The 22894-nt window shown below is 42.7% G+C and carries 18 protein-coding genes; 4 read left to right on the top strand and 14 right to left on the bottom strand.

Annotated features, from left to right (window positions below; translation table 11 throughout):
• Window positions 1–49 precede the first annotated feature (49 nt).
• Entirely contained in the window at window positions 50–895 is an 846-nt protein-coding gene (locus ACW6NC_RS04980; protein WP_457864033.1) for a DUF2911 domain-containing protein, read from the top strand.
• Between the two features lie 39 nt (window positions 896–934).
• Here ACW6NC_RS04980 and ACW6NC_RS04975 read toward each other — a convergent pair whose 3' ends face one another.
• Both ACW6NC_RS04975 and ACW6NC_RS04970 read right to left on the bottom strand, forming a co-directional pair.
• On the bottom strand, window positions 935–1573 hold the full coding sequence (locus tag ACW6NC_RS04975) for a hypothetical protein (RefSeq protein WP_457864032.1): 639 nt from the start codon (window positions 1571–1573) through the stop codon (window positions 935–937).
• A 6-nt stretch (window positions 1574–1579) separates the two neighbouring features.
• On the bottom strand, window positions 1580–2074 hold the full coding sequence (locus ACW6NC_RS04970; RefSeq protein WP_457864031.1) for an RNA polymerase sigma factor: 495 nt from the start codon (window positions 2072–2074) through the stop codon (window positions 1580–1582).
• Window positions 2075–2205: 131 nt separating this feature from the next.
• Here ACW6NC_RS04970 and ACW6NC_RS04965 point away from each other — a divergent pair, with 131 nt between their 5' ends.
• Window positions 2206–3513 (top strand): NAD(P)/FAD-dependent oxidoreductase, encoded by a 1308-nt coding sequence (locus ACW6NC_RS04965; protein ID WP_457864030.1) that lies wholly within the window; start codon window positions 2206–2208, stop codon window positions 3511–3513.
• Between the two features lie 54 nt (window positions 3514–3567).
• On the opposite strand, the gene ACW6NC_RS04960 is transcribed toward ACW6NC_RS04965, so the two are convergent.
• The 8 genes from ACW6NC_RS04960 to ACW6NC_RS04925 all read right to left on the bottom strand — a co-directional run bounded on the left by ACW6NC_RS04960 (window position 3568) and on the right by ACW6NC_RS04925 (window position 11390).
• On the bottom strand, window positions 3568–4002 hold the full coding sequence (locus tag ACW6NC_RS04960; RefSeq protein ID WP_457864084.1) for a hemerythrin domain-containing protein: 435 nt from the start codon (window positions 4000–4002) through the stop codon (window positions 3568–3570).
• A gap of 70 nt (window positions 4003–4072) precedes the next feature.
• Window positions 4073–4669 (bottom strand): superoxide dismutase family protein, encoded by a 597-nt coding sequence (locus ACW6NC_RS04955; RefSeq protein WP_457864029.1) that lies wholly within the window; start codon window positions 4667–4669, stop codon window positions 4073–4075.
• Between the two features lie 126 nt (window positions 4670–4795).
• A complete protein-coding gene (locus ACW6NC_RS04950; RefSeq protein ID WP_457864028.1) occupies window positions 4796–6007 on the bottom strand; it encodes a bifunctional alpha/beta hydrolase/OsmC family protein in 1212 nt (403 codons plus the stop codon).
• A 102-nt stretch (window positions 6008–6109) separates the two neighbouring features.
• Window positions 6110–6862 (bottom strand): 3-keto-disaccharide hydrolase, encoded by a 753-nt coding sequence (locus ACW6NC_RS04945; RefSeq protein ID WP_457864026.1) that lies wholly within the window; start codon window positions 6860–6862, stop codon window positions 6110–6112.
• Between the two features lie 11 nt (window positions 6863–6873).
• Window positions 6874–7929 carry a sugar phosphate isomerase/epimerase family protein gene (locus ACW6NC_RS04940; RefSeq protein WP_457864082.1) on the bottom strand — a complete coding sequence of 352 codons (1056 nt, stop codon included), beginning with the start codon at window positions 7927–7929 and terminating at the stop codon, window positions 6874–6876.
• 47 nt (window positions 7930–7976) lie between these two features.
• The gene (locus ACW6NC_RS04935) at window positions 7977–9116 is read right to left on the bottom strand and encodes a Gfo/Idh/MocA family protein (RefSeq protein ID WP_457864025.1); all 1140 of its coding nucleotides are present in this window, start codon (window positions 9114–9116) and stop codon (window positions 7977–7979) included.
• Window positions 9117–9127: 11 nt separating this feature from the next.
• Window positions 9128–10363: a nucleoside permease gene (locus ACW6NC_RS04930; RefSeq protein WP_457864024.1), complete on the bottom strand. Its 1236-nt coding sequence runs from the start codon at window positions 10361–10363 to the stop codon at window positions 9128–9130.
• 19 nt (window positions 10364–10382) lie between these two features.
• A complete protein-coding gene (locus ACW6NC_RS04925; RefSeq protein ID WP_457864023.1) occupies window positions 10383–11390 on the bottom strand; it encodes a sugar phosphate isomerase/epimerase family protein in 1008 nt (335 codons plus the stop codon).
• Window positions 11391–11539: 149 nt separating this feature from the next.
• On the opposite strand from ACW6NC_RS04925, the gene ACW6NC_RS04920 reads away from it, so the two are divergent.
• Both ACW6NC_RS04920 and ACW6NC_RS04915 read left to right on the top strand, forming a co-directional pair.
• Window positions 11540–13243: a GMC oxidoreductase gene (locus ACW6NC_RS04920; protein WP_457864022.1), complete on the top strand. Its 1704-nt coding sequence runs from the start codon at window positions 11540–11542 to the stop codon at window positions 13241–13243.
• A 9-nt stretch (window positions 13244–13252) separates the two neighbouring features.
• A complete protein-coding gene (locus tag ACW6NC_RS04915; protein ID WP_457864021.1) occupies window positions 13253–13897 on the top strand; it encodes a gluconate 2-dehydrogenase subunit 3 family protein in 645 nt (214 codons plus the stop codon).
• 50 nt (window positions 13898–13947) lie between these two features.
• Here ACW6NC_RS04915 and ACW6NC_RS04910 read toward each other — a convergent pair whose 3' ends face one another.
• Genes ACW6NC_RS04910 through ACW6NC_RS04895 form a run of 4 tightly spaced genes read right to left on the bottom strand, consistent with a single transcriptional unit; the run spans window position 13948 to window position 22815 of the window.
• Window positions 13948–14844 (bottom strand): GyrI-like domain-containing protein, encoded by an 897-nt coding sequence (locus ACW6NC_RS04910; RefSeq protein ID WP_457864019.1) that lies wholly within the window; start codon window positions 14842–14844, stop codon window positions 13948–13950.
• 9 nt (window positions 14845–14853) lie between these two features.
• The gene (locus ACW6NC_RS04905; protein WP_457864017.1) at window positions 14854–16197 is read right to left on the bottom strand and encodes a vanadium-dependent haloperoxidase; all 1344 of its coding nucleotides are present in this window, start codon (window positions 16195–16197) and stop codon (window positions 14854–14856) included.
• Window positions 16181–19444, bottom strand: a complete 3264-nt coding sequence (locus ACW6NC_RS04900; protein ID WP_457864016.1) for a VCBS repeat-containing protein — start codon at window positions 19442–19444, stop codon at window positions 16181–16183. The genes ACW6NC_RS04905 and ACW6NC_RS04900 overlap by 17 nt, the downstream gene beginning before the upstream one ends.
• Window positions 19444–22815 (bottom strand): VCBS repeat-containing protein, encoded by a 3372-nt coding sequence (locus ACW6NC_RS04895; protein ID WP_457864015.1) that lies wholly within the window; start codon window positions 22813–22815, stop codon window positions 19444–19446. The genes ACW6NC_RS04900 and ACW6NC_RS04895 overlap by 1 nt, the downstream gene beginning before the upstream one ends.
• Window positions 22816–22894 lie beyond the last annotated feature (79 nt).

Raw genomic sequence — 22894 nt, 5'->3', positions numbered from 1 at the left:
TTTTTAATCATTTTCTCGGTATATTTGGGTAAACTAAAAAACACTTAAAATGAAAAAATTACTTTTATTCTTATGTACAGCTGGAGTGATGAGTGCTGCCCAGGCCCAGGTACAGGCGCCGCAACCCAGTCCCTTTACCAAAATCGAACAAAAGGTAGGGCTTACTGATGTGACCCTGGAATATTCCCGGCCTGGAATGAAGGACCGTGAAATTTTTGGCGACCTTGTGCCTTTTGACCAGATATGGCGGACCGGAGCCAATGAAAATACCAAAATTTCCTTCAGTGATGATATTACTATTGAGGGGAAGGAATTAAAAGCGGGAACTTATGCCATTTATACCATTCCACATGAAGATCAGTGGGAAGTTATATTCTATTCCGATGCCTCTAATTGGGGAAATCCAGTAGAATGGGACGAAGAAAAAGTCGCACTAAAAGCTACCGCTGAAACGACGGAGCTTCCTTTTTCTGTAGAAAGCTTTACCATTTTAATAGATGATCTTCAGAACAATTCTGCTTCTCTTAAGTTTATGTGGGATACTACACTTGCCAGTTTAACTTTCAATGTCCCTACAGAGGCTAAGGCGATGGCCAGTATTAAAAAAGTCATGAATGGGCCGGGAGCGGGTGATTATTTTGCTGCAGCCAGTTATTATCACGATGAAAATAAGGATCTTGAAAAGGCTTATGAGTGGATCAATAAAGCGGTGGAAATGGGCAATGATGCCTACTGGGTATTAAGACGAAAATCCCTTATCGAGGCCGACCTCGGTAAAAAAGAGGAAGCTATTGCCACTGCCAAAAAATCACTGGAAGCCGCTAAGAAAGACGGTAATAAGGATTATATTAAAATGAACCAGGACTCCCTGGAAGAATGGGGTGCCGATCAGTAAAAGAGGAGGCTTAAATGAGAAGCGCCCAAGGGCGCTTTTTTATTCCTCTAAATTCTTTAATTCTTTATAATTTTTTTTCAGGCGTTGTAAAAGAATACCATAGATAAGCCGGTAGAAGAGCCAGAGTATGCCAAGGAATACCCCTATTCCGACGATGAGAACTGCCGTGAGAACAAGCCACTGGGTAGCACTGAATGTATAATTTTCAATATTCTCAACCTGGGTCGTGGCCGCATGATGAAATATCGTGAAATAGGCATACACCAAAGAGGTGAGGGCGGAAGAGATAATGATAAAACCGATATAGTATTTAACTGTCCTACGGGTGATAAGTATATTCTTCATTAAGGTTGCGGCATCATCGGTACTTGAGATTTTCCTGTAGTTACGATAGAATCGATAAATAAAGTAAAAGGTTATCGCGTAGCTCAGGATGTAAACCACAACAGTAAATTCTTTTAAGTGAATAAGCTCCATTCTTTTCCAGAATTCTCCATCGGATAGTAATATATTGAGCACCCCCCAGAACAGCAATTCCAGAATGCTGATAATGAAAATCCATTTCACAATGGAAGAGGATTTCTTCCAGAGCATCTTATAGATCTCATTATAGGAAAGCTTAGGAAACGATGCCTCCTGCTGTTTCCAGTCTTTTTTTAATATTTCAAGTTCATCCATAGGTTCTTACGGATTAATTATGCTTTTTAATTTTGTTTTTACCCTGTTCATCTTCACCCTGGCATTGACCTCTGAGATCCCGAGGGTCTCGGATATTTCCCGGTAGCTCTTTTCTTCCAGATAAAGAAATACAAGGGCTTTTTCAATATCGTTTAGTTCCCTGATGGCGTCATACATCAGTTTCAGGTTCTCTTCAATCTCCCCGTCATATTCCTCACTCTTTATCTTGAAGTGTACCGTATCAAAATCCTGGGTTTTAATCCCTCTTTTTTTCTTACGATACAAGGTGATGGCTGTATTGAGGGCGACCCTATACATCCAGGTACTAAATTTGGCTTCCCCGCGAAATTTAGGATAGGCCTTCCAGAGCTGAATGGCTATTTCCTGGAACAAATCATTATGCGAATCCTGATCATTAGTATAAATGCGACAGATTTTGTGTGCAATATTCTGATGCCTCTCAAGATTGGTAATAAACTGATGTTCTAATTCTTTCTCCACAGGAAACGCTTAGCGCATATAGGTAGCAATTTTAGATGCAATGTTACAAAAAACTATAAAGTATCGTTAAGGCCAGATTTATTTTTCAAATAAACTAATAGAAAAACTAAATTTGGTTAAAACCAGCATTTATGAATATACCCAGAACTGAGTTGCCCCGAGTGGTTATTGTAGGGGGTGGATTTGCCGGGATGTCCCTGGCAAGACTCCTGCTCAAGGAAGATTTGCAGGTGGTGATCCTGGACCGGCATAATTACCACACATTTCAACCTTTGTTGTACCAGGTTTCCACTTCGGGATTAGAGCCGGATTCGATCGCTTATCCGCTGCGAAAAATTACCCGCAACAGTAAAAAAGCGATTTTTCGTCTCACTGAGGTTAATTCCATTAATGCCCAGGCCAATACTGTTTCAACGAGCATCGGGGAGCTGGACTATGATTACCTGGTCATTGCTACGGGCTCAAAAACCAATTTCTTCGGGAATAAGAGTATTGAGCAACACGGCATGTGGATGAAAACAGTACCCCAGGCCTTGAATATTCGCAGTCTTATCCTAGAAAACCTGGAACAGGCTGTCATTACGGATGATCCGGAAAAAAGAAAAGCGCTGCTCAATTTTGTACTTGTAGGCGCTGGTCCTACTGGGGTGGAATTAAGCGGGGCCATTGCCGAATTGCGTAACCATATTGTGCCCAAAGATTATCCGGATATCGATCCCACGGAAATGCATATCCATCTGCTGGAAGGTCTCGACAGGGTTTTACCACCAATGAGCGAAAATGCATCTCGGAAAGCCCATCAATTCTTAAAAGAACTCGGTGTGAATATTCATTTGAATACCATGGTGGAAAGCTATGATGGACACCTGGTAATCACCAATACCGATCTTAAATTAAAGACCGAAACTTTTATCTGGTCAGCGGGAGTGACCGGGGCCCCTGTAAAGGGATTAAATGCTTCTGCCATGGTAGACAAAGCCAACCGGTACGAAGTAAATGCCTTCAACCAGGTAAAAGGCTATGAAAATATTTTTGCCATCGGGGATATTGCCCTGATGCAGACCAAGGATTATCCGAAGGGACACCCGATGGTCGCACAACCCGCCATCCAGCAGGGAAAGCATTTAGCTAAGAATATAATGAGGCTCCTCAAAGGAGAGCCTCTTAAGGCCTTTGAGTACTATGATAAGGGAACTATGGCCACTGTAGGGCGTAACAGGGCAGTAGTCGATATGGGAAAAATGAAATTCTCCGGCTTTTCTGCCTGGTTTGTCTGGATGTTTGTTCACCTCTGGTTTTTAATTGGTTTTAGAAACCGCCTGGTAACCTTTTTTAACTGGGTATATAACTATATCAATTATGATAAAGCCGCCAGGCTGATCATTCGTCCGTTTAAGGGCTATGAAAGAAAGATGAAAATTGATAAGGAAGAGATTTAAGCACAAAAAAGCCGGTTTGAGAAAAACCGGCTTTTATAATAAGCTTACTCCCCTTTAGCGGGTTTTTCTTATTTCTTTATTGTATTGCTCAGCCAGGGCTGTTTTTTGGTTGTCAGTGAGGGCTTTCCCGGCCATTTGGAAAACTTCCTGCTCTTCTTCATCCAGGTGATGAATGATAATGTGGCCAAGATCTTTGGCTAATTTAAGCCAATTGGAGGCATCCATCTGCGTGTCTTCGAGCTTTTCGATAAGTTCATCCATCTGGTGATGTTCCGCAACGCTGTGTCGTGCTTTTTCCTGGGTAAGATCTTTCTTCATCAGGGGCACATAGAAATGTCTTTCTTCGGCATCTGCATGGATTTTAAGTTCGTGCTTAAGTTGCTTAAAAATCTTTTTTCTCTCTTCGGTATCTCCCTCAGTCTTTAGGAGCTTATCTACTAAGTCACGCTGGATCTGGTGTTCCTGGCGAAGGGCTTCAAAAATCGTCATCATATGTTGGTTTTAAATGGAAAAAAAGCGGCACCTGGCCGCTTTAAAATTTTATTAATACTCCAGGAGCTTACTCTTCAATCACCCCGCATCCTACACGAGTACCGGCATTTCCAGAAGGCTGAGAAGTGAAATCATCAACCCCATCATGTACAATGACGGCTTTACCTAAAATGTCTTTTTCTTCATCTCCGCAACCAATACACCACTCATCGGTACTCATAGATAGGGTCCCGTTTCCGTTTGCATCGGTGGTGAAATTACCAATGTCTCCTTTGTGGTAACCTTCAGAGTCTCCCCATTTCCCGTGTCTTTCATCGGTTGGATTCCAGTGGCCTCCGGCAGAGGAACCATCTTCCATGGAACAGTCACCTTTTTCATGGATGTGTATGGCATGTTCTCCTTCAGGAAGACCGGTAATAAGGGCTGTCATGCTAACTTCCCCGCTCTCCTGGGTAAAAACAACTTCACCTCCGAGATCGCTGTTGTTATTGGGGCTCATGGTAACGGTCACCTTCCTGATTTCACTTTCTTCTTCTTCCATTTCTTCCATGGTTGAATCCATTTGAGAATCAGGACTTGTTTGGTCTTCTTCCTTTTTATCGTTTTTACACCCGATAAATACTATGGAAGCAAAAATCACTAATGATAAACTAATACGTTTCATAATCTATTGATTGGTTTTCAGATTTAACAGGACTAAATTAGCCCTATTCAGGTTCCTTACCAAAGTTTTAAGGAGAGCTTAACATTGGCCAGGTAAGCCTTATGGCGGTTTTATGGCTATTTTCCCTTAATTTTTAAGATTAGTTGGAATATGCGTTTGGCTGGTTAAACTTTTATGGACCGGACATTTATCCGCTATTTCCAAAAGTCGCTTTAATTGTTGCTCATCCAGGTCACCTTTTATTTGGATCTCTCTTTTGAAGGTATCAATCCTGGAGGTTTTATCCTCACAGTTTTCACAATCACCTGCATGTTCCCGGGAATAGGTGACGTGGGTTTCTACGTTCTCCAGTTTCCATTTTTTCCTTCTGGCATACATATGGAGAGTCATGGAAGTACAGGCGGCCAATCCCGCTGATACCAGCTGGTAGGGGGTAGGGCCGTAATCCTTACCTCCGGCACTTACCGGTTCATCGGCCAAGAAATGATGTCTTCCGGCTTTCATCTGGGTCGTATATCCGGTGCTCTCCAGGTTAGCCACGACATCGCTTTGGGATTCAGGGAGGATTTTTTCCTCAATATCCAGGTATCTTTTGGCCCAGCTGGCAATGGTATTCCCAGCGTATACGGCATCTTCTTCAGCCTCCATCAAATGAGTAGCTCCGTCCAGGGAAATAAAACTTTTAGGATGTCTGGCCGCTACATAGAGTTCTTCGGCATTTTTTATACCCACTATAGCATCCTGTGGCGAATGCAATATGAGAAGGGCTCTTTTGAGATCACTCAGATAGGAACCAAGGTCGTGTTCCCTAATATCATCCAAAAATTGCTTTTTAACCTCGAAGGAACGGCCACCGATATTTACACTGGCCTTTCCGCTTTTTTCTATTTCTTCGATATTGCTCCGAAGAAGGCCTTCCACGTGTTGTATGGTAGAGGGAGCCGCTACGGTGGCCACTGCCTTTACAGAAGCTATTTGTTTTGCCGCGTATAAGACCGCAGCACCGCCAAGGGAATGGCCAACCAGTAATGCCGGGGCCTGATGTGTTTGCTTTAGATATTCCGCGGCAGCCACAAGATCCTGAATATTTCCTGAGAAATTGGTCTCTGAAAAATCCCCCTGGCTTTCTCCCAGTCCGGTAAAATCGAATCTCAGCACGCCATAACCGGCGGAGGCCAGGGCACGGCTGATATTTTTAGCGGCAAAAAAATTTTTATTACAGGTAAAACAATGGGCGAATAACACAAAGTTATGCGGGTCCTGGTTATGGGGTAATTCCAGGTAGCCCATAAGGTCCTGTCCTTCTTTATTTTTGAACTTCAGTTTTTTTGTTTTCATAGCCTTGATTTTCTCTTAAATTTATGAATTTGGTTTTAACTAAAAACAAAAAACTGCAACCAGCCTGAGCAGATTGCAGTTTTTTAACCTAAAATTAAAGAATTAATCCAGTTCCTTAATTTTTATATTCCTGTACCATACTTTATCACTGTGGTCCTGTAAGGCAATATGGCCCTTATGGGTTTTTCCAAAATGCTCCCAGTCCTTGAACTTCGAGTTGTTCACCAATTCTTCCCACTGCTGACCATGTATGGCGAATTCGGTAACGAGCTTATCATTGATCTTAACCGTTCCTTTATTCTCTTTATGATCTATTCTAATTACGGTACTGTTCCATTCTCCTGCGGGATTGGTCACATCTTCCGAAGGAGGAACCATATCGTAGAGTGCTCCTGCCTGCCTGATGGGACCATTTTTGGCATCGGGGTGCCCCTGGTTATCCAGTACCTGGATTTCCGGACCTGTCAGGTAAGGTTCATTGAATTCCTCTCCTTCCTGGACGCCCCACATTATTCCGCTGTTTCCGCCTTCGGAAATTTTCCATTCCAGGGAAAGTTCAAAGTTCTCATATTCTTTTTCAGTGATCAGGTTTTCCGTACCCTGACGGTCTCCCTGAGCGGGAGCAAAGGCGATTGCTCCGTCCTGGACCTTCCATTGATCGGAAATAGAATCGCTGTTAAAGGCCTTCCATCCTTCCAGGTCATTTCCGTTGAAAAGCTCTTCCCACTGTTCTTCCTGTTCTTGGTTCATAGTTATTTCGGATTCAGTTAGGGTATTTTCCTTGTCTTTAGTGTTATCCTTACAACCTGTTATTAGCAATGTGGTTGTGATTAGTGCAAAACTTAATTTTTTCATCTGGTTGGTTTTTAGTTGATTCCTAAGATTCTTTTTAATTTATCTTCATCGATTTCTGTTCCCGCAAAATCATCAAATTTCTTTTGGGTAGCTTCAATGATATGATTTTTTATAAATGGAGCGCCCTCACGTGCGCCCTGCTCGGGAGACTTTATACAGCATTCCCATTCCATTACTGCCCAGACATCACAACCATATTCGGTGAGCTTTGAAAAAATGGTCTTGAAGTCCACTTGCCCGTCACCAGGGCTTCGATATCTTCCGGCCCGGTTTATCCAGTCCTCATAGCCACCGAAGGTTCCTTTCTTTCCTGTGGCGTTGAATTCGGCATCCTTGACATGGAACATTTTGATGTATTGGTGATAATGATCAATATATTCAATATAATCGAGTTGTTGCAGGACAAAGTGACTGGGATCGTACAGAAGGTTTACCCGGTTATGATTGTTGGTTGCATCAAGAAACCTTTCAAAGGTTACCCCATCATGAAGGTCTTCCCCGGGATGTACTTCGTAACATACGTCCACCCCGTATTCATCAAATTCATTGAGAATAGGCATCCAACGATCGGCCAGTTCCTTAAAGCCCATCTCGACTAAACCTTGTGGTCGTTGCGGCCACGGGTGAGCGGTATGCCATAGCAGGGATCCGCTAAAGGTCCCGTGGACTTCCAGGCCTAGATTCCTACTGGCTTTTGCCGCGTATTTAAGTTGTTGAACTGCCCACCGGGTGCGTTCCTTGGGATTATTCTTATATTCATCAGGCGCAAAATTATCGAACATGGTATCATAGGCCGGGTGTACTGCAACAAGCTGGCCCTGCAGGTGCGTTGAAAGTTCAGTGATTTCTAGACCGTATGAACCTATTTTTCCTTTTAGTTCATCACAATAATCTTTACTCTCAGATGCTTTTTTTAAGTCGATAAGGGCTGATTCCCAGGTTGGGATCTGTATTCCTTTATATCCGAGCTCTGAAGCCCATTTACACAGGCCATCCAGGCTATTAAAGGGAGCTTTGGAGTCCATGAATTGTGCAAGAAATACCGCCGGTCCTTTTATGGTTTTCATTTTCATCGTATCAAAATTTAAGTTTAAAAGCCTCTCGGGCTATTAGTTTATTCATCAATGGTCACCCAAACATTGCCTTTATTATGGGATTCCACTGCTTTTTCTATGAAATTCATTCCGCGTATACCGTCTTGGATAGTCGGGAATTCCCCGGGATGATACTGTTCTTTTTGAATAGCTCTTGCCACCCCTTTGTAGATATTTCCCATCGAATCAAAGATTCCTTCGGGATGACCGGGAGGCAGTTTTGTCCCATCCAAAGATAGGTCAGAATTATAAGGGTGACCGGGTTTTAAAACTTTCATTGGCTGCCCATCTTCGAGAAGGTACAAATAATTAGGGTTTTCCTGTTCCCATTTCAATCCGGCTTTTTCCCCGTAGATACTCACGGTGAAATTATTTTCTTCGCCTGTGGCGATCTGGCTGGACCTTATTATGCCCTTTACATATTCCGAAAATCGCAACATGATCGTGCCATCTATATCCATTTTGTTGTCCTTGTAGAGGTAATTGAGGTCGGCCAGGACCTTTTCTACCTCCAGACCACTAACATATTCAATCATATCGAAGGCATGGGTTCCAATATCGCCCACACAACAGCTTATCCCGGATTTCTCAGGATCCAGTCTCCAGGTATTTGCTCTTTTTTCCGCATCGTGAATGATTGGATTTATCCAACCCTGGTAATACTGAACATCGATCTTTTGAATTTTTCCAATTCTACCTGAAGCGATCATTTCCTTCATTTGTCTGATCATGGGATACCCGGTATAGGTGTAAGTCACCGCAAAAATAGCTCCTGATTCCTTTTGGGTTTCTTCCAGGATTTTGGCCTCCTTATAAGTTGTGGTCATTGGTTTTTCACAGATCACATTAAACCCGTTTTCCAACAACTGCTTGGCCATTGGGAAATGCAGAAAATTTGGAGTTAGAATGGAAACTATCTGCATTCTCTGGTCCTGCGGAAGTTTGTTTTCCTCCTGAATCAATTCATCGAGATCCTTATAAATGCGCTGGGTCCCGATTCCTATTTCCTGGGCAAATTTGATGCTTTCCGATTTCTCGGGGTTAAAAACCCCACCTACCAGTTCATATTTGTCATACATGGAAGAAGCTACCCGGTGAAGAATCCCGATTAGCGAATCACCTCCACCACCAAGAATGCCTAATTTTATCTTTTTACTCATATTTTTTAAGGTTATATTTCAATATCTTTTTTTTCGATCTTCTCGTCTTTGAAGAAAATAGTAAATAATATCATTACTACCAAGGCGAAACCTGCCGGTACGATCCAGATCTGTTCCCAGTCATGGCTGCCATCGGCATTGAGATACAGGTCGCTTATCTGACCTGCCACCCAAAAACCTATTAGCATTCCGACTCCATAAGTGGCCAGGGTAATGAGCCCCTGAGCAGCACTTTTGATTTTTGGACCCGCTTTGGAATCGGTATAGATCTGACCTGCCACGAAGAAAAAATCATAACAGATCCCATGTAAGGCAATTCCAATAATAAGCATGTAGACCAGTTCACCGGCATCACCATAGGCGAAAAGTAAATACCTTACCGTCCAGGCCAGCATTCCAGCAAGCAAAGTGATTTTAAAACCGAATTTTTTAAAGAAAAAGGGGAGAAGCAAAAGGAAAAGTACCTCAGAGATCTGGCCTATGGTCATCATCGCTGTAGGATCTTCCATTCCAACTTCTGCCAAAAAGGGGTTGGCGTTTTGATAATAAAAGGCCAGTGGAATGCAGATGAGCACCGAGGCTATAAAAAACATCAGGAAATTTTTTCCCTTTAATAAAGCAAGGGCTTCCAAGCCCAGGATTTCAGAAAATGTTACTTTCTCTCCTTTACTGGTCGGTGGGGTTTTGGGAAGGGTAAAACTAAATATTCCCAATACTGCCGAGGCGATAGAAACCATTAAAAAAGTATTTCTAAGGAGTCCTTCAGCTCTTCCCTGGGCAGAATCCCAGGCAAAAACAAAACTGATCACCATTCCGGCAATAATCCATCCCAGGGTTCCAAAAACACGGATGCCTGAAAACTGTTTTGAGGGATCAGTCATCTGGTTAAAGGAAATAGAATTAACCAGGGCAAGGGTTGGCATATAAATAATCATATAACCCAGAACCAGGGGATAAAAGGTGGAGAAATCCTCCGCGTTAAACATCAGGTATAACAAACCAGCTCCCAAAAGGTGTAAAACCCCCAGGATTTTTTCTGCATTAAAAAAACGGTCGGCTATAAGACCAATGATAAAAGGGGCTATAATTGCCCCCCAGGATTGCGTTGAAAAAGCCATTCCGGTTTGCGCTCCGGTGGCCTGTAAATTATTTCCAAGAAAAGTTCCAAGAGTGACGAACCATCCCCCCCAGATAAAAAATTCCAGGAACATCATGCTAGATAATTGAAAGCGTACTAAATTTTTCATTCTAAGATCCTTGTGATTTTTACTGATTGTCGTTTAGTTTGCTTCCTTCTCTAATGAGCAGATCTCTGGTTGCGATAATGCCTTCTCTTTCAGAGAGTCTTTCTCCTTCATATTCCACGCCTATAAAACCGGTATAACCAGCATCTTTTACAATTTTTAGGATTCTGCTATAGTCTAACTTGGTTTCATTGCCCTGCTCATCGAAATCATAGGATTTGGCACTCACGGCTTTGGCATATGGCATCATTTGCTCGATACCTTTATAGATAGGATACTCTTCTACACATTCGGCCTCCCATTGTTCTCCATCTTTTCTTTTGAGGCAAAAATTACCGAAATCAGGTAGGGTACCACAATTCTCCAGGTTCACTTCTTCCATGACCTGGGCAAGTAAAGCGGCATCTGAAGAAAGATAACCATGATTTTCTACCAGTATATTGACATTTTTATCGGCAGCATATTCTGAAAGTTTGGTCAGCCCATCAACAGCAGCGCTTTTCCATTGTTCCCTGTCATTGGTTCCAAATAAATTTACCCGGATAGAATGGCAGCCTAAAAATTCTGCGGCATCTACCCATTTTTTATGATTATCCACAGCCGCATCACGGGTGGCCTTATCGGGGCTGGCCAATTCCCCTTCACCATCTACCATGATTAACACATTTTCCACATTATATTTTTCGGCTTTTGCCTTTAAAGTATCGAGAACCTCCTGCATCGCTTTTTCAGGGTCATCAGCTTTTTTGATACCTTCCCCGTAAAACCCACTGACATATTCTATTCCTTCAAATTCCATTTCACTGGCTACACGTGCAAATTCCATAGGATCCAAATCTCCGGCGAAAATTTCCTTGTTCAAAGACCATTGGGCCAGGGAAAGTTTAAAAAACGGATCATTGTTTTCTTCAGGTGCAGGTTCGCTAACCTCTTGTTCGGTGTTTTTTTGATTGTCTTTACAGGAAATAATTCCAGCCATTAAAAAAATGGCCACAATAAAGTAAGTTAATCTGGTTGGATAGATTTTCATAATCTCTTGTTAAGGTTAATTTGAAGTTTAAAATTGATTGAATTTAGAATCCTAAATGTATACTTTTTTTTAAAGAAGTAAAATTATAAGCATAAATTTATATATTTGGCAGGATCCGTTTAACTAAATTATTAATTAACTAGAGAATTGTGAGTAAATTTTATGAAAATGATACCTACGATGCCATTGTGGTAGGTACAGGGATTAGTGGTGGTTGGGCTGCCAAGGAACTATGTGAAAAGGGTTTTAAAACTCTAGTCCTTGAGCGGGGGCGTATGGTCAAACACGTGGAGGATTATCCCACGATGAATGATGATCCCTGGGATTATAAATATAAAGGCCAACTAACCAGGGAAGAAAAGAAAGAACAGGAAAAGCAAAGTCGTACCGGTTATACCACTAATAAGGCAAGTGCTCATTGGTTTGTCAATGATTTAAAGCATCCTTATAATGAAACCAAACGTTTTGACTGGATGCGTGGTTACCATGTTGGAGGAAGATCCATCATGTGGGGTCGCCACAGTTATCGCTTAAGCGACCTTGATTTTGAAGCCAATAAAAGAGATGGTATAGGGGTGGACTGGCCTATCAGGTATAAGGATATCGCTCCCTGGTATGATTATGTGGAATCCTATATCGGAGTGAGTGGAGAAAACCTAGGTCTAAGTCAATTACCTGATGGTAAATTTCAACCGGCTATGGAACTCAATTGCCTTGAGGATCATGTTAAGAAAAGTTTATTGGAAAATTTCGAAGGCAGGCATCTTACCCCAGGAAGGGTTGCTCATATTACCAGTGACTCGGGATTCGAAGGGCGCTCAAAATGCCAATACAGAAACCGGTGTATCCGGGGATGCCCTTATGGCGCTTATTTCAGTAGTAATTCTTCTACTTTACCGGCGGCCGAACGTACGGGGAATATGACCCTCAGGCCAAATTCTGTCGTACACCAGGTAATTTATGATCCGGAAACCAAACTGGCCAGTGGAGTCAAAATCATCGATGCTGAGACTAAAGAAGAAATAGAGTACAAAGCTAATGTCATTTTTCTTTGTGCTTCTGCCATTGCTTCCACCAGCATTTTAATGCAATCGAAATCCGATCGTTTTCCCGATGGAATGGGTAATGACAGCGGAGAACTTGGCCATAATGTCATGGACCATCACTTTAAAGCAGGAGCCTCAGGAAAATATGATGGCTTTGAGGATCAGTATTATAAAGGGAGAAAACCCAACGGGATCTATTTGCCAAGATTCAGAAACCTAAATGGTAATGAAAATCTCGGATTTACCCGTGGTTATGGATACCAGGGAGGAGCAAGCAGAGGAAACTGGGCTGAAGCAATAGCCGAGGCTGGATATGGAAAAGAGCTTAAAGAGGCCATTGTAAAGCCTGGCGGCTGGACCATGGGACTGATGGGATTTGGGGAAACCCTTCCTTATCACGAAAACAAAATGACCTTGGATTATAACAAAAAGGATCAGTGGGGACTACCTACAGTAACCTTTGATGCTGAATTTAAAGAAAATGAACTCAAAATGCGCGAGGATATGGTAGCTCAGGCGGTAGAGATGCTTGAGAAGGCTGGCCTGAAAGATGTAAATGGCTATGATAATATTGGCGCCCCAGGGCTAGGAATTCACGAAATGGGAACGGCCAGGATGGGTAGAGATCGCAAGACCTCTGTTTTGAACGGAAATAATCAGGTACATGATGTGCCGAATGTTTACGTAACCGATGGATCCTTTATGACCTCTGCAGGTTGTCAGAACCCATCCTTAACCTATATGGCTATGACTGCCCGTGCTGCGGACCATGCCTCTAAAAATTTTGAAAAATCATCTAAAGCTTAATTCCTTATTATGAATAGAAGACAAGCATTAAAAAACATTGGATTAGGAGCCGGCGTTATGGTCGTTGGACCTACGACTTTAAGTTTATTACAAAGTTGCAAAAATGAACCGGATTATAATTGGGAGCCAGCATTTTTAAGTGCTTCCAATGGTTTTGCACTCCAGCAGATCCTGGAAGTGATTTTGCCAAAAACCCAGACTCCCGGAGCCAGCGATTTAAATATTGCTCAATTTATTGATTCGTATATGCATGAGGTGGCACCTGAGGAGCGAGGTGAAGACTTCAAGCGTTCTGCTGAAGCTTTTTCCGCAGCCTTTAAATCTGAGTTTGATAAGGATCCGGATAAGGGTAGCCCGGAAGAATACGAAAAGGTGGTTGCCAAATACCTACGGGCGAGCCCGGAGGATCGGGAGCGTTACGCCAAGCGAAATACCGAAACCCAGGATCCCCAGGATAAGGATCCCAATATTGAGCTTGATAATGATGCAGGGGCCTTTGCCTATTTGCAGAATGTCAGGGATATGGGAATCTGGGCATATAAAACCAGCGAAGAGATTGGTGAAAATGTGATGTGGTATGATCCTATTCCAGGGGAATATATTCCTTGTGGACCAGTAGAAGAACTGGGGGGAGGAAAAGCCATGTCCTTATAAAAGGTACCTGGACAATTATACTAAAAGGAATCTGATCTCAGGTTCCTTTTTTATTTCTGTATGGGCATATAGATCTCGGCTTCCCAATTTAGGGGGTTACCTCCTAATTCAGGGTTGGATTTATAAATTTCCAAAGGTAAGTATTGGGTTTCCAGACCCTGGCTTTCTGCATAATTCACCAGGAAAGGCCAGGCGTGATGAGAGTTCATATAATTTCCGTTAAAAATGGCCTTTAGCGCTGGAGTGGATGCAATCCTACGGGTAAAAATCAAAGGGTGGTCAGGAATCTTCTGATTCTCCTTTAACGGGAAGCAAAAATCAAAACGGATCTTCCCCGACTGCCTGTTATAGTCGTTGATCACTACCCGGGGCCGTCCATCTGTTTCAAGCTCATAGGTCGCTACAAAATCTGAAAGAATATCAATGTGCCTGATCATTTCCAGAGCCTTGTCTTCGACCTTAGCCTTTAAGGCCAAACAGGCGCAATAACTTTGAGGGGTGTTCGCCATTTCTTCGATATTAATTCTAAAGACCTGTTGCTGCCCTTCCAGGTGGTCTTTAAAGGTCTTGAGGTCTTCCAGGACGGTTTTCTGAAATTCCGGGGTGTAGAAAATCAGTTTAAGGCGATTAAAAAATGGCTGCTCCACATGAGTCAGTTTCACCTGGGCTTTACTGGTTCGCTTGCCCATATCAAAAAAATTCCATTCCAGCAGGACTGGTCCATCAGCTGTAAGATATTTCTGGGTCAGTTTCTTAAAAGGAACTTCATTGATATTGTCCTGGAGCTTGAGGTTTTCAAAATTTCCCTCCCGCGCGGCCAGGTATAAATTTTCAGTATCATACTTCAGACTGAAGCTTATTTTGTAATCCTCCTCCTTTAGAAAAAAATACCAAAAGAAAAGGATAGTGAGCATCAGGAGCAAGGCCCCGCTAATATATTTGAGCATAGGTTAAGTTTAGCGTCTAAGGCTTTGAATATCAAAATGATCTACCACGTAATTGCCCAGAGACCTTCCCTGTACTAGTCCCTTGTCAATTGCGGATCGGTAGTGAATCCCCCCATATAAACGGCTGATGGCTGCCTCTTCTGCTGCTGCCTCGAAGGAAGGGAAAGAGCGAACAGGAAGCCCGTATTTTACTTCGGTGTCATCTTCAAAGGCAAAGTTATCGCCGAAAACTTTAGTAAGCACAGTAGCCGCGGCACCAGAGACGACAGAATGGCCACTGGGGTATTCAGGGAAAGGCGGCGTTTGTAAAACCGGCATCCAGCTTTCATCGATCTCCCGATTAATAAGGGTTTCCGGTCTTATGAGTTCACTCCGGTATTTTTCATCCCAACAGCTAATGAAACCATCGGCGATGGCAATGGCCGTGGTGGTATAGGCATAGGAGGTTTGTTCAAAATCAAGTCCATTTTTTTGAGAGGCGATCTTACAAATACCCATCCAGTGGCCCCCTGGAGTAATCTTTTTGGTCGCGAACATTAAATGGCCACGCTGGGTGGACACATAAGGGTTACAATCCCAAAAACGAGCTATTTGAATCTTTTGGGAGTCCTCTCCTTCCTGTTCCATTTGCTTTTTGATTTGGTAGACTTCTAAAAGTTCCTGGTAAAATTCTGAATTTTCCTCCAGGGAATATTCCGGATGATCTTCGGGCCGGAATTGGGAGGCGGAATCCAGACTAAAGGACCTAATCTTATTCCAATGAGGTTCGATGCCATCCATATAGGCCGGTGGGGTAGGTTGCCATCTGGAAGGGTCCTCAGAATACACTGAGAACTTAGGCATCGTGCGGGTCTCTTTGTAATTATCTTTATTTGCCCAGTCTTTAAGATGAGAAACTACTTCCATGCCGTAAGCCCGGGAGACTTTAAATTCAGCCGGATTTTTACCTTCCCAGATTTGGTATAAACTATCCCGAAGGCTGGTGATCTTCTCTTCAGAAAAAAGCAAGGCTTTTCCCATTTCCATTTTTGCCACCAGGGCAGCAATACGTGGATTTAGATGTTCGTTTTTTTTCGGTTGGGGAACAGTTTCCAGGTCCTGGTATCTTCCTGCGAAAGATTTTAATTTCGGATCGGTCAAGGCAAGGACTTCGTAAGCGGCGATATTGGTGTAGGCATAAATCCTGCTGGCCACAGGGGGAGAAAAGATATCATGAACCATAATATCAGTGATATGATCTCCAACATGATGGTATTGCTCAGCGCTGACCTCGATGGGCTCGGCAGGGTTGGAGCAGGATATCACAAATCCGGTTAACAGGTATATAAAAAAGAGTTTAGCCTTTGATTTCATAAAATATGGGTTTTTCATTATTCAGGGTAACCAGTAGGTACTTTTTACCGTTGAACTCAAGGAGATCCAGACTGGTCACAGCCTTCTGAGTCAGATCCAGACCAAGCTGATCCCCATCTAATATTTCCCCCTGGCCGGTAATGATATTTCCCGCCAGAGCATCAAATCTACCATGATATGGACTAAGCCCAAAATAATTTCCTGCCACCAGCACTTCTTCCTTTCCATCGGCGTTAAAATCAGCTTTTAAAAAACTGGAAACAGGAGCCAGTTGCAGGGGTGTTTCAAATTCCTTAAAAATATAGGTTCCGTTTGTATTAAGCAAATATCCGGAAGCCATTTGATGTACCTCAAAAACCCGGGCTTCTTCAAGTTGCTTTTTATCAAAGATATCCTCCAGGGATTTACCGGCAAAATCCCGGTAGGAAGGGAATTTTTTCTTCAAATAGGATAACTGGGCGCTTAGTTCATCCAGGCCATGCATGGTATAATACTGCTCATTTTTTTCATAAGCCAGAATGGTTTCCGAGCTTCCGTTCTGGTCGAAATCGGAGAAATACATTCTTAAAGGAAACCGCTCACTGGCCTTAAATTTGGTATTCAATCCCCAATTTCCTAATAGGTAATCTGTTTCCCCGTCCTGATTGATATCAAAAGGAATGATACTTTGCCATAGGCCATTTAGAGAGCCGGGTAAAACGGCCATTGATACATCTTTCAGGGTACCTTTGTCATTTCTGAAAAATTTTGGAGACATCCACTCACCAACAATGATAAGATCCTTATCACCATCATCATCAAAATCATCCCAGATCGCATCGGTGACCATACCAAGATTCTGAAGTTCGGGCTGACTGGCCATACTAAAGCTTCCTTTTTCATTTTTGAGTAAATAAGAAGGAGCTATTTCCCCAAAATTGGACGCTACAGGACCATTGCCGATAAAAATATCAGGATACCCGTTACCGGTATAATCGGCTGCCGTAACCACCCTGGAATTTTGAGCGGTTTCTGGAAGATTGCCCGGTACCCAACCCGATTCCAGGTTCAGCAATAATCTTTCCTGCAAGGCCTTGTTTCCGGGAGAAAATTCCCCACCTCCCGAGGCGAGAAATAGGTCATTTTGGCCATTGTTATCAAAATCCAGGCTTATGGCCGATACTTCCTCGTGAATGGAATCCCTATGCAGGGCACCTATATGCTCTTTTTGGAATTCCCCGTCTTTTTGATAATAAACCACGGAAGGGCTGAATTTGGATCTTCCAAAAAACAGATCGTCTAAGCCATCCCCGTTTAAATCACTTACCAGGCTAGCCGGGCCATGATCCGAAATCCGGTAGGGGATAAGTTTGTGACGGTTAAAGTCCAGGTAAGGATTTTCCCGATGCTTATAATCTAAATTGGGCAGCGAATCGGTTTTGACAAACCAGGGGCTTTGCCTGGGAAATAAATGCTCATAGTCCACTTTTTCCCTTTTTGGCCCCGGACTAAGAGTGAGATTTTGATTAAGGGCAATATCCTTGTAATGCTCAATGCTTTGATCCGGCCAAATGATCAGTAGGGAGTCCAGGGCCTTTACCTGGCCAAAACCAAAATGCAATACAGGTTCCGAAGAGGATTGAAAGCCTCTTGAAGGATAGAGTTGTTTGACCTGTCTTCTTCCATTTTTATAAGCAATGGCTTTAGTGCCGATACCAAAGGTGTTGGGCGCTGTGTAGTTGAAATTGAGTTTAAGCCATGAAGAAGTATCTCCTGTTTTATTCTCGTACAGGCTTGCCGGTTGATCAATATTATTGGTAACAAGGTCCAGGTCCCCGTCATTGTCCAGATCCCCATAGGCCGTTCCGGTACTCATTATTGAATCTGTGGGAATCCAGTTTCCCGAGCGGTTATGGAATTGAAGGTCCTGACCACCTTGAAATACATAATTGTGTACGGCTCCTGAAGGCATCATCTCAAGTGCTTTCTGGTCTACCAGGCGGGTGGTATTTATTTTCTGTTTAATCTGGTTACTCGAGACGTATTTGATATAATCCAGATCATTGGGACGTTTTGGTATCCCGGTGGAAATAAAGATATCCTGAAAACCATCCTGATCATAATCGGCAAAAAGGGCACTCCAGCTCCAATCAGTTGCCGCAAGACCAGAAAGGATACCTGCCTCCTGGAAGTAATTTCCACTTTGGTTTAATTGAAGCATGTTGCGGGTATATTGGTGATGGTAATTAAGACGTTGGGTCTTTAAATTATGGAGATCTACCGGATCATCACCCATGGAGGCTTTTAGAACTTTTTCATTTTCCGGCAACATATCCAGGCTTAAAAGATCCATATAACCATTGCCGTTAACATCAGCTGCATCGCTTCCCATAGAAAATCGGCTGATATGCCCGAATTTCTGTTTCAGGACTTCGGAAAATGTCCCGTCTCCATTATTGAGGTAGAAATAATCATCTTCATGAAAATCATTGCTGATATAAATATCGGTAAACCCATTATTATTAAAATCAGCTGTGGCAATGCCAAGTCCGTAAGCATTGGTTCCGCCATAAATTCCGGCTTCTTCGCTCACATCGGTGAATTTAACCTGGTCATTCCGGAGTAGTTTATCACCACTGGAAGGATGCCTGTTTTCGCGAAGCCTGGCCGGACCATAAGAATTGACGGTATGTACGGCGTGGTTTAGCAGGTACATATCCAGGTCCCCGTCATTGTCAAAATCAAAAAAAGCAGCCGAGGAAGCGTAATTCTGAAAATCCAGACCATACTCACTGGCGGCTTCCGTAAAGCTTAAATCACCATTATTGATAAAGAGTTCATTTTTCCCTCTCAGACCATTTACCCCGACAACGGCACATACATAGATATCTAAGAGGCCATCTCCATTGACGTCCGCCATGCTTACCCCTGTATTCCAATCCGAGCTTCCGGCCACCCCTGCATCTTCTGTAATATCTTCAAAGACCAGGCCCCCCTTGTTCAGATAGAGTTTGTTTTCAACCTGATTTCCGGTGAGGTAAATATCAGGAAGCCCATCATTGTTGATATCGCCAATAGAAACTCCGCCACCATTATAGAAATACAGATAATCCAAAATGTTGAGGGCATTGGTAGGGCTCAACTGGTTGGAAAATTCCAGCCCTGTCTGTTTGGCTCCCGGAGTATTGAAAAGGTATTCCTTCTCTTTATGCCCATCAGCACAAGCTGAAAGAAAAAGACTTAAAATAATACAGCTTAGCAGTTTCATTATCTTATTTTAAATAGTTCCGGGGCCTGGTTGTTAATGGCTACCAGTATGAATTTCTCTCCTTCGGAATGATTTAGCACCCTGATCTCCTTTACCTGGCCGCTTAGGTTAAAACCGGTTTTAGAATTGGGTTTTATTTGGTAGCTACCGTCCTTTTTTATTTCTAACCAGATCCCATTGGAAGCATCAAATCTCGAAAACTGGGGTTTAAGATCAAAATCATTACCTCCCATGAGCATGACGGTTTTACCTTCTTGAGGTTCCATCAGGGCTATAGCATGTACACTGGAAAACTGGACTTCACGCGGAAGGGTGTCGATGCTGAATTTTCCCTCCCCGTTATTCCATGCAATAACAGAATTGAATTCGGTTATTTCTCTGACTATAGAATTTTCCAATACCTCCCTGGAAAAAAGATCATCTATGGCCTGGGTGGCATATTCAGAGAATTTGAGATTCTGTTTTTTAACCGAACTTATCTGGGCACTCAATTCCCGACGAAGGTGGATGGGCACATCTTTATCATTAATTCTTCTGGTAAATATCTGTTCGATGGTTCCGTTGTCATCAAAATCATTGATATAAACCTTAACCGGATTTTGGGATGAAGCCTTATAAAAACTGTTGGTGCCCCTGTTTCCCAAAATGATATCCTTTTGCCCATTTCCATTAAGATCTTTTAGCTTCAAAGTGTTCCAGCTTCCCGAAAGCTTGTGAAGATTGGTTTCCATTTTGGTGAAAGAGTCTTCAGTGTTGATATAGACCTGGGGGGAAATCCAATCTCCGACAAGGATAAGATCCACTTTGTTGTCTCCATTGATATCGCTCCAGGCGGCATCTGTGACCATCCCTATTTCATTGAGAAAATAAGCTTTGGCATCGGTGATATCGGTGAAATTTCCCTTGCCATCATTTTCCAGTAACTGATGCCTGGGGTTTATGCCATAGATTCCCGGTACCGATCTGCTGCCAATAAAAAGATCAACATCTCCATCCCAGTCATAATCTACAGGACTTATTACTGAAGTATTATGCCCGGTTCCTGGTAAATCCTGGGGGGAAGGCTCAAATTTTCCCTGGCCCTGATTCAGGTAGATCCGGGGTCGGTAATTATCGCGATTCCCGTCAACTCTGTTTCCTCCGGAGCCTACGATAAGATCCGGGAGGTTATTGCCGTTTAAATCGGCAAAAACGGCAAAGGTATCCTCATAATGATTATGCCTGTCAAAAACAGGATTGGTGACGGCTTTAAATTTTCCGGGAGTGCTTTGAAGGTATAACCGGCCTGGTTGATCCTTGGCCCCACCAATAAAAAAATCATCGTTTCCGTCTCCATTGACATCCGTAACCGCCAGGGCAGGGCCTTCCCGGGAAAGCATTTGGTTTATAAGGCCTTCGTAATCATAATCCACATAATTTTCTTCCCGATGCACCTGGAGATTATGAGATATCTTTTTTACTTTTTGTGGGGTATTTTCCTTGGTTTCAGGCATTTTTTCAGGTTGCCTGGAGTCTTCATAATTTAAACCATAGTCTTTATTTAATTCTGGATCTTCTAAAAGGCTTATGTTTCCATCGGGCCAAATCACTTTTAGGGAGTCGATCTTTTCTCTCTTACCCAGCCCTAAAACCAGCGGGTAGTCTATGGATGACTGAAAACCCCGGGTCGGGATCAATTCCTGGGTGAGAATTTCCTGGCCGGTATAGGCCATTACTTTACTGCCGATGGCAAAACGATTTTTCGAGGAACCATCAAGTTTAATTTTAAGAAAATTATGCTGCAGGGTTTCCGAAGTCTGATTCCGGTAGATAAAGACCTCCTGATTCACATTGTTTACCACAAGGTCCAGATCACCATCGTTATTGAGATCGGCATAGGCGGCACCATTGGAAAAGCTGGGCTTATCCAGTCCCCAGGCATTGCTCTGGTTTATAAAACGCAAGTCTCCCTGATTTTTAAAAGCATAGTTGGAAATCGGGGTGCTGGGCATGCGGTTAAGGATAGAGTCAAATTCTTTTTTCTTGCCCGTCAGCACCATTTGCTGAAGAATATCATTGGCAAAGAAATCCATGAAATCCTGGTTGGTAAGATCATGGTATATGCCGTTGCTGACAAATATATCTTTAAACCCGTCATTATCCATATCAAAAACCAGGGCTCCCCAACTCCAGTCCGTCTGGGCCACCCCACTGTAAAAGGCTATCTCTGAAAACTCGCCCTTACCATCATTGAGTTGCAGGGTGTTTTGCATGAACTGGTGATAAAAATCCTTTTGCTCCTTGAGCTTATAGATATCATATCTCTCAAAATCACTTGTGTTTTTAAGCCGCTCATCATTTTCCGGAAGCATATCAGTTACGAAAATTTCCGGATAAGAATCGTTGTTGATATCTGCCATATCGGCGCCCATGGAAGAGAGGCTAAGGTGGTCTATATGACTTTTGATCGCTTCAGAAAAGCTACCATCTCCATTATTTAAATAAAGATAATCCCTTTCATAAAAATCATTGGAAACATAAATATCGGGGAGCAGGTCATTGTTTACATCCCCTATGGTCACGCCAAGACCAAAACCAATTAGGCTTCCATATATTCCCGCCTCCTGGCTCACATCTTCAAATACCCCATTATTGTTTTGAAGTAACTTATCGCCTCCGCCTTTAAAGATTTCCGGCATGTTCCAGTCCTGAGCCCTAAGTTCTCGCTTATTGTTGTAACCCAGGCTCGAAACCGGAATAAAACTGTTATTGAGGATATAGACATCCAGATCACCATCTCCATCGTAATCAAAAAAGGCAGCATGTGTGGTAAAACCGTTTTCATCGAGCTGGTAATCCGCGGCGGCTTCTGTAAAGCTGAGGTCCCCGTTGTTTATAAAAAGTTCATTTCTTCGATCTTCTCCCTCGATATCTCCGGCATTGCTTACATAAATATCCAGAAAGCCATCATTATTAATATCGACCATGGTCACCCCTGTAGACCAGGCTTTTTTTCCTGCCGTTCCTGAACTTTCCGATATATCTTCAAATTTAAAATCCCCTTTATTGAGATATAATTTATTTTCCCCCATATTGGAGGTGAGATAGATATCCGGTAATCCATCATTATTTATATCTCCTATTCCTACCCCGGCACCGTTATAAAAATTCCGGTATCGAAATATATTGAAATCTTCTTCATTTTGAATTTGGTTCATAAATTCTATACCTGTGACCTTCGAAGATAATCTTTCGAAAAGGCCTGGCTGGTCATTGGAAGGTTCCTCATCAGCCAGGGAGCTTTCACCCTTTTCCTGGCAGGAAATAAGCAGAAACAGGTTGAATAGGATTAGAAATTTCCAAACAGTTACAGATAACAAGTATTTTAACATCAGGACAGGAATTATAATCGCTCATTGAGCATATCAAGCTTGTGAATTTAATAGAATTTTACGAGTTGAATAAAAAAAA

This window comes from Salegentibacter profundi (assembly GCF_054121475.1).
The sequence above is the reverse complement of the archived record's forward strand: the minus strand, read 5'-3'. Positions and strand labels throughout refer to the sequence as shown.